The sequence below is a fragment of the Aliiglaciecola sp. LCG003 genome, assembly GCF_030316135.1.
Taxonomy (GTDB): Bacteria; Pseudomonadota; Gammaproteobacteria; order Enterobacterales; family Alteromonadaceae; genus Aliiglaciecola.
Map to the genome: position 1 here is coordinate 3,905,972 of NZ_CP128185.1, position 14,770 is coordinate 3,920,741.

At 42.7% G+C, this 14,770-nt stretch carries 16 protein-coding genes and 1 riboswitch; of the genes, 5 read left to right on the forward strand and 11 right to left on the reverse strand.

Annotation, left to right across the window (positions count from 1 at the left end):
• Nucleotides 1-400: 400 nt before the first annotated feature.
• The 6 genes from fabV to QR722_RS16990 form a co-directional block, all read right to left on the reverse strand.
• Complete coding sequence (gene fabV / locus QR722_RS16965; RefSeq protein ID WP_286284137.1) at nucleotides 401-1,579, reverse strand: enoyl-ACP reductase FabV; 1,179 nt, start codon at nucleotides 1,577-1,579, stop codon at nucleotides 401-403.
• 81 nt (nucleotides 1,580-1,660) lie between these two features.
• Entirely contained in the window at nucleotides 1,661-2,677 is a 1,017-nt protein-coding gene (locus QR722_RS16970) for a hypothetical protein (RefSeq protein WP_286284140.1), read from the reverse strand.
• Between the two features lie 47 nt (nucleotides 2,678-2,724).
• Nucleotides 2,725-3,819 carry a TRAP transporter substrate-binding protein gene (locus tag QR722_RS16975; protein ID WP_286284142.1) on the reverse strand — a complete coding sequence of 365 codons (1,095 nt, stop codon included), beginning with the start codon at nucleotides 3,817-3,819 and terminating at the stop codon, nucleotides 2,725-2,727.
• 20 nt (nucleotides 3,820-3,839) lie between these two features.
• Entirely contained in the window at nucleotides 3,840-5,198 is a 1,359-nt protein-coding gene (locus QR722_RS16980; protein WP_286284143.1) for a TRAP transporter large permease, read from the reverse strand.
• Nucleotides 5,198-5,731 carry a TRAP transporter small permease subunit gene (locus QR722_RS16985; RefSeq protein WP_286284145.1) on the reverse strand — a complete coding sequence of 178 codons (534 nt, stop codon included), beginning with the start codon at nucleotides 5,729-5,731 and terminating at the stop codon, nucleotides 5,198-5,200. The genes QR722_RS16980 and QR722_RS16985 overlap by 1 nt, the downstream gene beginning before the upstream one ends.
• Before the next feature lie 245 nt (nucleotides 5,732-5,976).
• Nucleotides 5,977-6,137: riboswitch (cobalamin riboswitch) on the forward strand.
• On the reverse strand, nucleotides 6,108-6,260 hold the full coding sequence (locus QR722_RS16990; protein WP_286284147.1) for a hypothetical protein: 153 nt from the start codon (nucleotides 6,258-6,260) through the stop codon (nucleotides 6,108-6,110). It overlaps the preceding riboswitch by 30 nt.
• 37 nt (nucleotides 6,261-6,297) lie before the next feature.
• On the opposite strand from QR722_RS16990, the gene QR722_RS16995 reads away from it, so the two are divergent.
• Genes QR722_RS16995 through QR722_RS17005 form a run of 3 tightly spaced genes read left to right on the forward strand, consistent with a single transcriptional unit; the run spans nucleotide 6,298 to nucleotide 9,020 of the window.
• Nucleotides 6,298-7,083: an ABC transporter ATP-binding protein gene (locus QR722_RS16995; protein WP_286284148.1), complete on the forward strand. Its 786-nt coding sequence runs from the start codon at nucleotides 6,298-6,300 to the stop codon at nucleotides 7,081-7,083.
• Complete coding sequence (locus QR722_RS17000) at nucleotides 7,076-8,101, forward strand: FecCD family ABC transporter permease (protein WP_286284149.1); 1,026 nt, start codon at nucleotides 7,076-7,078, stop codon at nucleotides 8,099-8,101. The genes QR722_RS16995 and QR722_RS17000 overlap by 8 nt, the downstream gene beginning before the upstream one ends.
• Nucleotides 8,102-8,138: 37 nt before the next feature.
• The gene (locus tag QR722_RS17005) at nucleotides 8,139-9,020 is read left to right on the forward strand and encodes a cobalamin-binding protein (RefSeq protein ID WP_286284150.1); all 882 of its coding nucleotides are present in this window, start codon (nucleotides 8,139-8,141) and stop codon (nucleotides 9,018-9,020) included.
• A gap of 75 nt (nucleotides 9,021-9,095) precedes the next feature.
• Here the strand turns inward: QR722_RS17005 and bolA are convergent, their stop codons facing one another.
• Complete coding sequence (gene bolA, locus QR722_RS17010; RefSeq protein WP_286284151.1) at nucleotides 9,096-9,419, reverse strand: transcriptional regulator BolA; 324 nt, start codon at nucleotides 9,417-9,419, stop codon at nucleotides 9,096-9,098.
• A gap of 134 nt (nucleotides 9,420-9,553) precedes the next feature.
• On the reverse strand, nucleotides 9,554-10,183 hold the full coding sequence (locus QR722_RS17015) for an alpha-ketoglutarate-dependent dioxygenase AlkB family protein (protein WP_286284152.1): 630 nt from the start codon (nucleotides 10,181-10,183) through the stop codon (nucleotides 9,554-9,556).
• 30 nt (nucleotides 10,184-10,213) lie between these two features.
• Between QR722_RS17015 and QR722_RS17020 the strand changes: the two genes are divergently transcribed.
• Nucleotides 10,214-11,353, forward strand: a complete 1,140-nt coding sequence (locus QR722_RS17020) for a methyltransferase (protein WP_286284153.1) — start codon at nucleotides 10,214-10,216, stop codon at nucleotides 11,351-11,353.
• 30 nt (nucleotides 11,354-11,383) lie between these two features.
• A complete protein-coding gene (locus QR722_RS17025) occupies nucleotides 11,384-11,983 on the forward strand; it encodes a peptidylprolyl isomerase (RefSeq protein WP_286284154.1) in 600 nt (199 codons plus the stop codon).
• Between the two features lie 8 nt (nucleotides 11,984-11,991).
• On the opposite strand, the gene QR722_RS17030 is transcribed toward QR722_RS17025, so the two are convergent.
• The 3 genes from QR722_RS17030 to epmA form a co-directional block, all read right to left on the reverse strand.
• A complete protein-coding gene (locus QR722_RS17030; RefSeq protein WP_286284156.1) occupies nucleotides 11,992-12,507 on the reverse strand; it encodes a GNAT family N-acetyltransferase in 516 nt (171 codons plus the stop codon).
• 3 nt (nucleotides 12,508-12,510) lie between these two features.
• On the reverse strand, nucleotides 12,511-13,641 hold the full coding sequence (locus QR722_RS17035) for a GGDEF domain-containing protein (RefSeq protein WP_286284157.1): 1,131 nt from the start codon (nucleotides 13,639-13,641) through the stop codon (nucleotides 12,511-12,513).
• 120 nt (nucleotides 13,642-13,761) lie between these two features.
• On the reverse strand, nucleotides 13,762-14,745 hold the full coding sequence (gene epmA, locus QR722_RS17040; RefSeq protein ID WP_286284159.1) for an elongation factor P--(R)-beta-lysine ligase: 984 nt from the start codon (nucleotides 14,743-14,745) through the stop codon (nucleotides 13,762-13,764).
• Nucleotides 14,746-14,770 lie beyond the last annotated feature (25 nt).

A 14,770-nucleotide genomic window follows, 5' to 3' on the forward strand; every position in this document is an offset into this window, starting at 1 on the left:
AAATGAAAGAAATATCAATTTTAGATTCTACTGAGTGAAATATTTGTTTTTAACCGCACTTCAGCTCGAAAACCTAAAGGTGATCGCTCTTATCAGCTATATTGTTTCTTCTTGTTCCGACAGTGAATTCTTAACCCGGTGATAACAGACCTATGCTGCATTGGCTCAACACCTCGCTAGAAAATGAATGGGTAAAAGGGTTTCGACACTTAGACAATCGAAATCCAAGTCACTTAACTATGGAATTTTAGCATTATTCACACAGTTTGCGCTATGCAATTTGTGGTTAAAACGTTTTTTTTACGTCAGTTAGGTATTTTAAGGCTTTAAAATATCGATTCAATTAATTCTTCGCCCTAAATGTAAACAACCGCTGTTATGCGGTTGTTTGGTTTATTTACTACCAATTGACTAGTGGATCGACATCAGCATCATAATCAACCCCTTGAATATCAAAGCCAAACAGCTTTAAGAATTCATGGTGATAACCAGCATAGTCACTTAATTCATGGAAGTTTTCCTGTGTGACTTGATCCCACAAGGATTTAATCTTAGCTTGAGTGGCTTCATTGGTTTCTTTGCCATCCATGCGTAGGCGATTTGCTTCGTCCGTATCGGGGTTGTCTACCAGTAATTTCTGCTCGAATAATCCAGCAATTTGCTCGATGCAGCCCTCGTGGGTGCCTTCCTGCTTCATCACTTTATAAATCAGCGAGATATACAAAGGCATAACCGGAATCGCGGAGCTTGCCTGAGTCACCAGTGCTTTCAATGAGGATACATAGGCTTGCACATTCTTGTCTTTCAAGCTACTTCTGATCGCAGTTGCTGCACGGTCTAGATCTTCTTTGGCCTTTCCTATGGTCGCCTGGCCATAAATAGGCCAAGTTAATTCTTTGCCTATATAAGTATAAGCAGTGGTTTTACAGTCCTGTGCCAATACATCAGCCTCATTGAGGGCTTCTAGCCAAAGCTCCCAGTCTTCACCGCCCATGACTTTGATAGTATTGGCAATTTCATCTTCACTGGCAGCTTCTAACTCAATCTCATGAACCAAGTCTTTGTCGGTATCATAAGTCTTGGTTTTGTAGTTTTGACCCACTGGCTTGAGGGTTGATTTATAGACCTCGCCGGTTTCGGGATCCACTCTGCGCGGTGAAGCCAAGCTATAGATAACTAAATCCACCTTACCCATATTGGCCTTAAGTTGCTCAATAACCTGCTGTTTGAGCTCGTTAGAAAATGCATCACCATTTAAGGTGTGCGCATAAATTCCAGCCTTTTCAGCCTGTTGATGAAAGGCTGCAGTATTGTACCAACCCGCGGTGCCCGTTTTACGCTCAGATGGTGGCTTTTCAAAACACACACCCAATGTCTTAGCACCATATCCAAAAGAGGATACAATCCGCGATGCCAGTCCATAGCCGGTTGAGCAACCTAGAATAAGTACATTCTTAGGACCATCACCTAAGTCACCTTGGCTTTTTACAAAATCAATTTGTTGTTGCACACTTGCAGCACATCCAACTGGATGCGCATTAGTGCAGATAAAGCCGCGTACTTTTGGCTTGATAACCATAATTTATATTCCTCAACGAAAAAGTGCGCATAGTGTAAAGCCACAATGCCCATTAACAAATCTGAGCAGCTAAGTTTCCGCCTAAAAAGCCATTGATTCAGCGCTTTTGGATTGATCTAACAACTCGACGGATTCGGAAACATAAGCTTGCATGTGAGTATTGATAGTGTCTTTGACATTATCGTGTTGCTCTAAAACAAAGTTTAAGGCTGAAAATGTACTCATTGGATAAATGCTTTCATTCAGCTTTAACGTCATACTGGTGATGGGGCTAAACGAGATGTTTATAGGTTCTTTGGCCATTTTATTATCTGCTTGTGCCAATCCTAACAGCGCCCTTTGGTAGGCTTGGTAGTCGATTTTGTGTGCATTTGCCTGAGATATACTTCGATAGGCAACTTTATCTTTTAACAAAAAAGCATATATTTGAGCATCATCGAAGCGCGCTTTACCTGTCTTAGCTTGATAATAAGCCGCCGCCGAATAGTGATAATTCAGCCCAATCTCACGCCATATTCTACTTAATGCATCACTGTGACTCACATCCCCACCTTGTAGCTGTTGAAGTACTGGATTGGGAAAAACCTCTTGGGTTTGCTCTGCCATTTCCTGGGCCTGTTGGCAATAATCCGCTTTAAATTCGGGGTGGTAATTAAACAATATGTGCACCCGCTTTACATATGCATTGGAATATCCGCTAGACAGTACACGGTAAGATAGGTATAAGATATCGGCCTGTATTTTGTCGAGCAAAAGTTGTTGCTCGTCAGTGGATTCTGGAGCCAAAGGCGTAAAATTCTCTATTAACGCACTTTTATAGGTGGCGTATCCGGCTAGCTGAGTGTTGAATAAGCGTCGACTATTATCCTCATTAGTATCACAGGCTAGCGCCTGCATGTGAGCCCGCCATGCGCTGGCATCTTGTTGCCAAACCGCGCGCATACCTAATTTGGCATGTCGCTTAATCATTAAAACCACATTTTGTTGGACGTTTAAATATTGCTGCTCGATGGGATCTTGCTCAGCAAACACTGACGTACAGACAGTCAAACCTAGGCTTAACAACCCTAGGTTTATTGCAAATATTATTTTATCCATACAATTGACGTCCCTTTTCTTGGCAAAATTAAAAATCAAAATAACAATTAATTGTTATCGCGATTTAAATAATATTCCAACTCTGAGATTTTGTGGTAATTTTTCACCCCTTCTTGGAACTTAAGATAAGATTTATAGACCTTATCGAAGGTAGGGTCGGCTGCGGACTGCTCTTGCATCACTTCAGCTGAAGCGCTTCGCAATGCATCAATTACATCATCAGGAAGCGGACGCATATCCACACCGTGAACATTGACCAATGCTTCCATTGCGTCTTTATTGGCAGCGGTATACTCATCCAACATATCTTGATTCACCGCCCGTGTTGCAACTTCTATAATAGCCTGTAAATCGGCTGGTAAACTCTCATAAGCCTGTTTATTTACCATAAACTCCAAGCTTGCTCCGGGCTCATGCCAGCCAGAATAGTAGTAATACTTGGCTGCTTTATATAAACCAAATGATAAGTCATTGTAAGGTCCGACCCACTCGGTAGCATCAATCGCTCCGGATTGGAGCGAAGTAAACAATTCACCACCGGTTAGCGCAATAGGAATGCCACCGACTTTTTTCAGCACTTCCCCGCCGAGGCCAGGAATACGCATCTTCAGCCCTTTTAAGTCCTCTACACTATTGATTTCTTTTTTAAACCAGCCAGCCATTTGCACACCCGTGTTGCCACCAGCAAATGGAATCAGATTAAAGGGCGCATAGAGCTCACGCCACATTTCCATTCCACCACCGTAATGTAACCAACCATTAAATTCTGTTGCATTCATACCAAAAGGTATCGCAGTGAATATCTGCGCGGCAGGCGCTTTTCCTTTCCAATAGTAGGAACCAGAATGGCCCATTTGCGCCGCGCCGCTAGATACGGTGTCAAACACTTCAAAACCCGGCACCATTTGTCCGGCACCAAACACTTTAATTTTGAGTCGACCGTTTGACATCCGCTCGACATAATTGGCAAAGGTTTCAGGGGCTTTACCCAATCCTGGAAAGTTCTTCGGCCAAGAGGTAACTAATTTCCATTCGTAAGTTTGCTGTGGTTCAGCGTTGTTTTCTGGGGTCTGCGTTTTTCCACCACAAGAAATCACCAGCGTAGCAACAGAAACTAGTACAAATTGTTTAATCAAATTCATGAATCTTATCCTAACTAAGTCTAAAGCATAGAGGGCAACCACGTTACCAGATTTGGCCAAATTGCCAATCCGATCAGCAGTAATACTTGGATCACTATAAAGGGAACAACACCACGATAAATATGGCTGGTTCGCACTTCCTGCGGTGCGACTCCCCTTAAATAAAATAAGGCGAAGCCAAATGGTGGAGTTAAGAACGAGGTTTGTAAATTCACCGCAATCATAATCCCCAGCCAAATAGGGTCTACTCCCATGGTCAATAACACGGGTGCTACTATAGGCACAACCACAAAGGTAATTTCAATAAAATCCAAAATGAAACCAAGTAGGAAAATAACAACCATCACCAATAAAACAGCGCCGAATACTCCGCCGGGGAGTTGTTCAAATAAACTATGGATCAGCTCTTCGCCACCAAAGCCGCGAAAAACTAGGGAAAATATAGATGCGCCAATTAAAATTAGAAACACCATTGAGGTGACTTTTGTGGTCGACATTAAAACTTCTGTTAACTTTTCTACGCTCAACTGACGCTGAACCAAAGCCAAAACTAACGCTCCTGAAGCACCAACCCCGGCGGCCTCTGTAGGCGTTGCAAAGCCTCCTAGGATTGAGCCTAACACCATCACTATTAATATTAGAGGCGGGAATAAGGCAGAGAACAAACTCACTTTGCTATCGGTAGTATGCACCTCAACGGGCTCAATTTGTTTTATGTTTCGTGCAGCAAAAATAATTACATAGATTAAATACAGGGTCACCAGTATCAGCCCTGGCACCAACGCTCCCACAAACAGATCGCCAACTGACACCGACTCAGGCGAAAAAATTCCCATGTTCAATTGCGCTTGTTGAAATGCACTCGATAGCACATCACCGAGTAATACTAATGCAATTGAAGGTGGGATGATTTGTCCTAAGGTGCCGGTTGCGCATATTGCGCCACTGGCAAATGAGGGAGAATAACCCTGTTTTAGCATGGTAGGCAGGGATAATAATCCCATGGTGACCACAGTGGCGCCGACAATTCCGGTACTCGCTGCCAACAACATTCCGACCAAGACCACGGACACCGCCAAGCCAGATTGCAATTTGCCAAATACCTGCCCCATTGCCAATAACAAGTTTTCCGCGACTTTAGATTTTTCTAACATCACCCCCATAAAAACAAATAAAGGCACGGCCAGTAATGTTTGATTGGTCATGATACCGTACAGACGACTGGGTACGGCTTGTAGATAAGAGGTGTCAAATACCCCAAAAACGGCACCAGCACCGGCAAAGATAAGTGAAGTACCGGCTAACGTATAAGCTACCGGATAACCATATAACAGGGTGATACAGACTACGGCGAACATCACCAGCGAGAGATATTCCATTAATAGTCTCCGCCTGAACTAGATGCTGAAGCATCTTTTACTTTCGCGATATTCATCAGTAACTCGGCGATCCCCTGCAATAACATCAGCAAGGCGAAAATCAGCATCAATGATTTCAGTAAGAATACCAGAGGCAATCCTCCTGCTTCCTGAGATGATTCAAGCAGTGTCCAAGACATACTGACATAATTATAGCTAATCAAAAGAACAAAAATATTCACCGGCAGCAAAAATAATAAGGTACCGAACACATCTACTTTTGCTTGTTTTTGGGCAGAAAAACCACGATAAAAAATATCTACTCGCACATGTTCATTCACCCTCAGGGTATGTGCGCAGCCTAACAGGAATACCATTGCATGCATGTACATGACAGACTCTTGCATCGCAATCCAGCCAATATCAAATCCATAGCGCAGCACCACTATGAGTAGGGTAACGATTACCATCACTAGGGTTAACCAGCTAACTAGTCTGCACAGGCTATCATTTAACCTATTGATAAAGTGAACGATAGATTGAGTAACAGCCATTCCCATCCTGTTTTTGTTATTTTTCTAATTTAACCCGTATTAAACGTTTTTTTAACAAAGAACGCTAGTGATTGGCTAGCGATTCTAATCAAGTCCACTTGTTTTGGTCTGTGATTCTGCGGGTCAATTAGATATTGGCAATCAAATGTCTGCTGCTAACCCGCTATGCAAACTCCTCCAATCATCAGGTTCAATAAGCACTAATGTTCCAAAATTAATTAGTCCGGCTCCATAAAGCTTGCTATATTGCCGGTGAGACCGTCGGTTTTCTGTGGCTCATTTAGTAAGCTGCAGGAAGTAAATGGGAATCTGGTGAAATTCCAGAACTGTGCCCGCAACTGTAATTGTTCACCTCAGTAAAGCTGACGTGACAGAGTCAGATACCAGCCGATAACCAGCTCTTTGGTTTCACCTTATAAACTTGTCGTGCGGGAATACACGATATGCCGATACCGCCTTGCTCTAGTTTCAAGTATACGGTTGCCAATTCCCGTTCTAAGAAAAATTCTGCAGGCAATGTGATGTTCAATATATTGCCCCTTGAAAAAGAGTAGCCAAAGTTCGCCATGCTTGAAGCACGTAATGTCAATTATCAGACAAATAACAAGACCATTCTCAACGGGATCAATTTCCACGTTGTGCCGGGTCAAATATTGGGAGTGCTAGGTCCCAATGGTGCGGGTAAAACCACTCTACTAAAAATCTTGTCTGGACAAATAGCCAGCGAAAAAATGATTTATTGGCAAAATAAACCGGTTGAAAGCTATCAGCTAATTGACCGAGCCAAACAAATAGCGGTGGTAAATCAGTTTAACAATCCGGTTTTTTCATTAAACGTCGAACACATAGTTAGTATGGGCTTACTTCCTCATCAAAGCATGTTCGGCAAAGTAAAAAGCTTCCAACACGCTGCTATTACACAGGCAATTACACAAGTCGGACTTCTCGATAAACGTCACCAAGTGTTTAATACTCTTTCTGGGGGGGAACAGCAGAGGGCTCTTATCGCAAGAGCCATTGTACAACGTGCATCACTGATAATATTAGATGAACCGATTAACCATCTTGACGTTTTTTATCAGCATCAAATACTCGAGCTGTTGCGCCAGCTTGCAAAAAAATTCAACCTCACTGTAGTAATGAGCTTGCATGATCTTAATTTGGCGGCAGCCTACTGCGATCACTTGTGCCTGTTAGATGATGGAGCCATGGTTGCACAGGGCAATCCGCATGCTGTGTTGTGTGAAAAACGCTTGCAACGAGTATTTAGAACGCCTTGCCATGTATTCAAACATGACAGCAATGAGCATCTGCGTGTCGAGTTTTATCCACAAAGGACAGCAAATGAATAAGCTGAGATGGGGCGCGCTGGTGATTGTCTCGATTGCCAGTCTAGTAAGTGGCTTGTTGTTTGGTGCGGCAGACATCTCCACCGCCGAAATCTACCAGTGTGTTGTTCATCAGTGCCGACTACCTATCAACGAGGTCATATTTTGGCAAATTCGCGTGCCTCGGATCTTGGTCGGCTTTCTTGTGGGAGCCGGATTAGCTGTGGCCGGGGCAACCCTGCAGAACGTTTATAGAAACGGTTTAGCCGACCCCTATTTATTTGGTGTCGTGTCGGGCGCAGGCTTAGGTGCGAGTATAGCGACGCTGATTACCAGCCATTCAACGGTTGCCAACATGCCTATTTTGTCTTGGTTAGCGTTGTTACCTTTTTCCATTGCATTGCCTCTTGCGGCATTTTTAGGGGCGATTTTTGCTGTGCTGATTGTGCAAATGCTTGCCAGTAGACTGTTTGGAAACCGCACTGAGCTGCTGTTATTGGCTGGAGTCGCTGTATCTTTTATGCTCAGTTCGGTAAGTCATTTATTGCTATATTTGGCAGAGCCTTTCGCGGCAAATAAAGTGATTTTTTGGTTACTAGGCAGTCTAGCCAGATCTGAAATGTGGTTTGTTTGGGTGATGCTGCCAGTAGTAATGGTTAGTGTCGGAATATTGTGGCTATATGGTCGTCATATGGATGCAATGCTGCTTGGAGATGAAAGTGCCAAAGCCTTAGGTGTCAAAGTAGATGGTTTAAGGACACTGGTACTGATGATTTGCGCAGCATTAACCGCTTGTATCGTGGCTTACTGTGGCGGTATCGGTTTTGTGGGATTAATGATCCCGCACATTGTTCGAAGTTGGCTTGGTGTAACCAGTCGAACTTTGATTTTAGGTTGTGTGTTGATTGGTGGCAGTTTTCTTATATGGGTAGATGTTGCTGCCCGAATGCTGCTGGCGGGACAAGAAATACCTATTGGCATCATCACCTCTGCAATTGGCAGTATTTTCTTTCTGGTGGGGTTACGCAAAAATCGCTATTAATCGGCAATCAATCCTCTGAAATGGATAATCTTTAGCTATGAAAATATTTGTTAGTGTTTTTACCCTCCTTTTAGGGCTATTAATTAGTGTATCCTTTGCCAGTCAGGTTGAAAGTCAGTCTTCACTGCAAAAGCAGAATTTGAAGATCATAGCTTTAGCCCCACATATAGTTGAGTTGCTGTTTGATATTGGAGCCGAAAAACAAATTATTGCCACCAGCTCCTATGCGGATTATCCCGTTGATGCCAAATCGCTACTTCAGGTGGGAGATCACAGTCGATTACAGATAGAAAAGATTGTACAACTCCAACCGGATGTAATCATTGCTTGGAAAAGTGGCAATCCATTAGCTGACCTAGACCGGCTGCAGCAATATGGTTTAAAAGTAGTTTACTCAAATCCAATCCAGTTGGCCGACGTCGCTAAAGAGCTGGTTTGGCTGGGTGAGTTGACCGGCAGAGAGGAAGCGGCCAATTTTTTAGCTCAAGAGTATAAATTTAGACTGCAAAGGTTAACACAAAGGTATCAACATAGACCTGAGGTAACTGTGTTCTATGAAATATGGTCAAACCCGCTGCAAACAATTGCAGGGAAAGCTTGGCCACAACAACAACTAGACATATGCGCTGCCAACAATATTTTCAGCAACATTGATGAAGACTATCCGTCAGTATCACTAGAACAAGTGCTAACCTTAAAACCACAAGTTATTATACAGCCCCGCTCGCCGCAGAACCTGATATTCCACGATCTCGATTGGCAAAAATATAGCTTTGTGCCTGCGGTAGAAAATAACTTTATCTTTCACCCCAATGCAGACAAGGTCTATCGCATGACGCTACGTGTATTAGATGAGGTAGCCAGTCTGTGTAACGAAATAGATCAGGCGCGGCAGCATTACTTCCTTCCATCAACCTGAAGAACCAGGCCTGTATTTAGCTAAAACATATCAACAACGGGGCCATAACGATTTGCTGCGCTATGGCCGTTATCATTAAGATACTGCTTGTCGCATACCACCTAAACAATTCGGTGAGTTTGGTGAATTACCATATAAATTCTGCCACTCAGCATCAGTATAAGTATGTAGCGCCAATGCATGTATTTGGTCAGCCAACTCTTCTTTTAAGACTGCATTAACCGAACGATGTCGGTTGATTAACCTCTCGCCACTAAACTTGGGCGTGACTAACACCACCTTGAAATGCGTTTCAGAGCCAGCAGGTACATTATGCATAAAACTCTCATTCGTCACTTCTAAATGCGCTGGGTCAAAATGCGCTAGCAATTTTTGCTCTATATTATTTTGAATGTTCATATGTTGTCCCTGTGAATGTGTGTCTAAGTTTAAATTTAGCTTGTTATTGGCAGTTTAAACATGAATTTATTGTGTCAATTTACTAAGTAGTTGAGTCAACTAGATATAATTTATCTAATGAAAAACACCGACTGTTATAACGTTGTATCTTGAGAATAGATCTTGCGGAAGGTCAAATTAATCCGTCCATCAAGCGCTCCTGCGCCTTTGCTGATACCATGCTGCCAGAACTCTTGAGTGCAGCCCCCCATCACCAATAGACTGCCGCTTAGTAAGGGTATTCTGACTTTTTTGCCCGACTGTTTATGCCGAAAATCGAAGTCCCGTGTTTGACCTAAAGTCACGGACGCTATCAAAGGATGCTTACCCAATTCAGCTTCATCGTCAGCATGCCAGCCCATACTATCTTGCCCGTCCCTATACCAATTGGCCAATACAGAGTTAAATTGAGCATCGCAAGCCTGTTCAACCTGCAGGCGCAAATCCCGCAGTTCTCCGGTCCAAGGTTGCGGTTGCATGGACAAGCCTGAGTAGCGGTAATGAGCGTCTTCATCTCCGTACCAAGATTGTAAACGGGGAATTTTCACCTGTTTACCGTACATTCGAATGAAATCTTGCTGCCAAGACAAACTATCTCGCAGTTTCTGATACAATCTTAACGCTTGCGCTGAATCGATAAAACTCGGCCAATAGCGAATGAATGCGTCCTCCATCGGCAGCGTCTCAAATGAGTGAGTTGGAATCGCAAATAAATCTTGTTGCATAAACTTAATACTTAATTGAATCCTATTTAAATGAATACATGTTTTGATTTTCAGGGAAAGTCCCTGCAATTATACCGCTTTCCTAAACGATTTACCCACCCAAGCTGGCAGGCGTGGGATGCTGCGGATGAATTATTGATAGAGCATATCAACGAGCATCAAGGTGACATAGAGCAAGCCCAGATGCTTATCTTGAACGACGATTTTGGGGCATTAACATCTTGGTTTAACTCAGCGCAAATTTGTCATATTAGCGATTCTTATGTGGCCCAGCGGGCTGCCCAATTAAATCTCGAAGAGAATCAATTGCCAACTACTTCGGTGCAATTTATAGATAGCCTTGCTATTCCAGCTGTGCAACCAGATTGGGTCGTCATAAAAATACCCAAAACCTTGGCGTTACTTGAGCACCAATTGGCGCAGTTACAGTCCATCATTTCAGTCAATACCCGAATTGTAGCAGCCGCTAAGGTTAAGTCGATCCAAAAGTCGACCCTTACTCTATTTGAAAAATATTTAGGCGTAACCACTACTTCGTTGGCTAAGAAAAAATCCAGACTGGTGTTTTGCCAACCAAGGTTGCCAGCAAAAATGCTCAAATCACCCTATCCCACAATTTGGCATACAGACGATAAACTATTTGAGATTTCTAATCACGCAAATGTCTTTGCTCGACAGCAGATGGACATAGCAGCACGTTTATTGATCAACCACTTACCGGATTGCAGCAACAAGCATGTAATAGATCTTGGTTGCGGAAACGGTGTTTTGGGTTTGTACATTTTGAAAAATTTCGACAACTGTAAAGTCACTTTTGTGGATGAGTCTCACATGGCCATTGCTTCGGCACAATATAATGTTGAGCATAACCTGAAAGATAAACTTTCCCAATGCCGATTCGTGGTGAGTAATTGCTTAGAACAAGTCAGTTCAGATTGGGAAACCGACATAGTGTTGTGCAACCCTCCCTTCCATCAACAAAATACGGTCACCGACCATATAGCTGTTCAAATGTTTGAAGATGCGAAATCAAAATTGAAAAGAGGTGGCGAATTAAGGATCATTGGTAATCGACACCTAGAATATCCACACAAGCTAAAAAAATTATTTGGTGGTTATCAAGTGATTGCCAGCGACAGAAAATTTAGTATTTTATCCTCGATAAAATAAACCTGTAATTTCACTTTAGGGGAGCTAACTATGCGTTACACCATTTTTGCCTTTATCTTGTTTTTGCTCAGTCCCATTACTGTGGCTAAAAATAAAGATGATGGCTCACACATCCAGCCAGACAACTATTATCCACGGGTGATGTTGCACACAACCATGGGTGATATTACGGTTGAATTAGACCGCACCCGTGCGCCTCTCACAGTTAATAATTTTTTGCGCTATGTAGACAAACGTAGCTTCGAAGGCACCATTTTTCATAGAGTGATTGCAGATTTTGTGGTGCAAGGTGGTGGCTATGACAAAGATTTCAGAGAGCTATCCAAATTTCCTAAAATTTATAATGAGTCTGGTAATGGCCTCAAAAACCAGCTTTACACCATTGCCATGGCGCGCTCCAATGACGAACATTCCGCCAATCGGCAATTTTACTTTAATTTAAATGACAATGAGAGTTTAGATCCTGGCAAGGACTGGGGGTACGCAGTGTTTGGTTATGTCACAGAAGGCACAGATGTACTGGATGCCATTTCGCAAGTTCCCACCCAATACGATGCTATTGTGGGCTGGGCCGATGTTCCAATTGAGCCAGTGTTATTAATTAAAACTACTCTGTTGCCACCGCTGTAGTGTAAATGTCAAATCGCAAGGCGAAATAACAGTGACTCTTTGCCATCATGACTAAACTCGCCTTGTGGCTGCATCGCTAGCTTTTTCAAAAGGGAAATTGAGCTAGGATTATGTGCAGAAACCATAGCATATACATAAGGCAGTTGAGCTTTTTTCACTTCATAATCAAGCACGGCTTGCACCGCTTCAAACGTCAATCCTTGACCTCGGTACTCCGCAAGTGTGGCGTAGCCAATGTCAGGAGCAGACAGATAATCCCGTTGTAATAATCCGCAAAGACCCATTGGCAGCAAACTAGTCCTATCGGCATAAACATACAAGCCGAAATCATTCTTTTGATATGAGTCTAACGGGCCTTGCTGGATAAAAGTTTCGGCATCGTTAAGACTATGCACTTGTCTGTCACCAATATGCTTCAACCAACTGGGATCATTGACCAGACGTAAAATGAATTCTGCATCTGACAAAGCAATCCGCCGGACTATAGTGCGTTCAGTGCTAAGGATAATATTGACTTGGGACATGAGTTACGCCAAAGGCAAACTGGAGGAAATAGAGCGAACTTTATTTTTACCTGCTTTTTTGGCTTGATATAAGGCTTTATCGGCTTTTTCAATCAATGCAATGTGGCTTTCTCCTTCACTAAGACCGTGGCCTACACTGATAGAAATTGCTGTACTTTCATACATTTTATTGAGCTTAAACACTTCGCCTCGCATCCGATCAGCTACTTGCATTGCATTCGCTTGAGCCGTTTCGACTAAAATAACAATGAATTCATCGCCGCCTATGCGGCCCACATAATCAATATCTCTGACATGTTTCTTGATTGCGTCGGCCACCTCTACTAATACCCTATCGCCAAACACATGACCGAAACTGTCATTAATCAACTTAAAATCATCAATGTCTATAATCAACAATGACAACGAGTGGTTGAATCTTTCGCTACGGGATAATTCTCTTTCAAGAAAATTATCAATGGTACGACGATTTAATAATCCTGTTAGGTGGTCTTGCTGAGACAACATTTTTAGTTTTTTATTGTTGTTAGTGAGCTCAGTAAAAGTTTCAAACTGTCTAATTCGTGCTTGTTCGGTGAAATTACAAATGACTAAACATGCAATGGTGGTGGTTAAGCTGATGGCGATCAGGGGCGAATACACCTCGGGAGGCACATTGATCACCAAGATCACTGATAGTACCCAAAACGCAATGGCTACCACTGAACTAAGTAGCACAAACTGACCATGTAGGGTAAAGCACATAGTCATCATAATGATCGCAAATGGAGTCACCCCTAAACCGAATTCTGCGCTCAGTACCGACAACATTACCGCCAATGATGCCATAAAAAAGGGAAAAACCAGTTCGATGAAATTTGCTATGGCAATCAGTGCTGGAGCGTCTTTTAATTTATTAAGGAGAAATATATTTAAGCTTGAATATAACACTGCAAATGAATAAAGCAGTGTATAGGGCATCATTTCGGTGCTAAAAGCTCCCATTCCCAAACGAAAGTGATGAATTAAATGAATTCCAAAAACGATACATGCCAGAAAAGAAAAGTACATGACATACTTTAAATTATTGTTATTGCAATACACCTCATATTCCACTTCAAAAGCAGGGTGAGGCTTGGGGAAAATCAGAGACATTGATTACTCACAAAGCAGCCCAAAGACTATATCCTTTCCTATAGGCTCAAACGGAACGCCGTTCGACGACTTAAGTTTAGCAAAAAGCGCTTACCATACAATAACTTTTAAAACTTTTCGTTAAGCGTGATTTACTGTAAATGACATTACAGCGCCTATATTTGCACAATTAGCGCTCAACATCATCAATCGATCGAGCCCTAGTGCAACACCTGCGCAATTGGGTAATCCATGCTTTATGGCCTGAATAAAATAACCATCGATAGGGATCTCAGCCGCTCCGCTGTTTGCGCGCATCAGATTATCTTGCTTGAAACGCTGCAAATGCTCATCCGCATCGGTTAGCTCATGATAACCATTGGCCAATTCAACTCCTTTAAAGTAAATCTCAAATCGTTGCGCTACCCGCGTATCACTTTGATCAATCTGTGCTAAGGCCGACTGGGAAGCGGGAAAATTGATCAAAGCTACCGGTCTGTCCAGCCCAATTTGTGGCTCTACGACTTGGCTGCACAGAAGTTGCAACAAAGTGTCTTTTGATGTTTCACCTATTGCAATATTAGCAAACCCTAGCTCAGATGCTGTTTTTTTAATTTGATTAAGATTTGCCGACAGAGGGTCGAGTTGGCAATACCGAATAAAAGCGTCTTGATAGCTTAGTTTCTCTAACGGATCACAGCCCAAAGTCAGTTGTAATAAAGCGTCTACTTCATCTATCAGTTGTAAATGATCTAAGTTGACTCTATACCACTCTAACATGGTAAATTCAGGGTTATGATGGCGACCGGCTTCTTCGTTTCGAAAGGATTTACATATTTGATAGATGCAGCCGCTGCCCGCCGCTAATAAACGTTTCATGGCGTATTCTGGTGAGGTTTGTAGATAGAGTGTTTTACTGCCAGTGGCTATAGGACTGATAAATTCAGTTTGAAAAGCACTTAAATGAATATCGGTGACACTGAAGTTTGCTAAAGCAGGCGTTTCAACCTCCATCACATCCCGTTGCTGAAAAAACTGACGGATTTGTGTCAGGATAGTCGCTCGGTGCTTGAGCATATGAAGGCTGGCTGAGGGTTGCCATGGGTGTGACTGAGACATTGGCATTGCTACCTAGAAAAAATGTGGCCCC

Excerpts from the sequence above, each read along its gene's own strand:
- fabV (WP_286284137.1), bottom strand. The coding sequence starts at position 1,579 with ATGGTTATCAAGCCAAAAGTACGCGGCTTTATCTGCACTAATGCGCAT.
- QR722_RS16970 (WP_286284140.1), bottom strand. The coding sequence starts at position 2,677 with ATGGATAAAATAATATTTGCAATAAACCTAGGGTTGTTAAGCCTAGGT.
- QR722_RS16975 (WP_286284142.1), bottom strand. The coding sequence starts at position 3,819 with ATGAATTTGATTAAACAATTTGTACTAGTTTCTGTTGCTACGCTGGTG.
- QR722_RS16980 (WP_286284143.1), bottom strand. The coding sequence starts at position 5,198 with ATGGAATATCTCTCGCTGGTGATGTTCGCCGTAGTCTGTATCACCCTG.
- QR722_RS16985 (WP_286284145.1), bottom strand. The coding sequence starts at position 5,731 with ATGGCTGTTACTCAATCTATCGTTCACTTTATCAATAGGTTAAATGAT.
- QR722_RS16995 (WP_286284148.1), top strand. The coding sequence starts at position 6,298 with ATGCTTGAAGCACGTAATGTCAATTATCAGACAAATAACAAGACCATT.
- QR722_RS17000 (WP_286284149.1), top strand. The coding sequence starts at position 7,076 with ATGAATAAGCTGAGATGGGGCGCGCTGGTGATTGTCTCGATTGCCAGT.
- QR722_RS17005 (WP_286284150.1), top strand. The coding sequence starts at position 8,139 with ATGAAAATATTTGTTAGTGTTTTTACCCTCCTTTTAGGGCTATTAATT.
- bolA (WP_286284151.1), bottom strand. The coding sequence starts at position 9,419 with ATGAACATTCAAAATAATATAGAGCAAAAATTGCTAGCGCATTTTGAC.
- QR722_RS17015 (WP_286284152.1), bottom strand. The coding sequence starts at position 10,183 with ATGCAACAAGATTTATTTGCGATTCCAACTCACTCATTTGAGACGCTG.
- QR722_RS17020 (WP_286284153.1), top strand. The coding sequence starts at position 10,214 with ATGAATACATGTTTTGATTTTCAGGGAAAGTCCCTGCAATTATACCGC.
- QR722_RS17025 (WP_286284154.1), top strand. The coding sequence starts at position 11,384 with ATGCGTTACACCATTTTTGCCTTTATCTTGTTTTTGCTCAGTCCCATT.
- QR722_RS17030 (WP_286284156.1), bottom strand. The coding sequence starts at position 12,507 with ATGTCCCAAGTCAATATTATCCTTAGCACTGAACGCACTATAGTCCGG.
- QR722_RS17035 (WP_286284157.1), bottom strand. The coding sequence starts at position 13,641 with ATGTCTCTGATTTTCCCCAAGCCTCACCCTGCTTTTGAAGTGGAATAT.
- epmA (WP_286284159.1), bottom strand. The coding sequence starts at position 14,745 with ATGCCAATGTCTCAGTCACACCCATGGCAACCCTCAGCCAGCCTTCAT.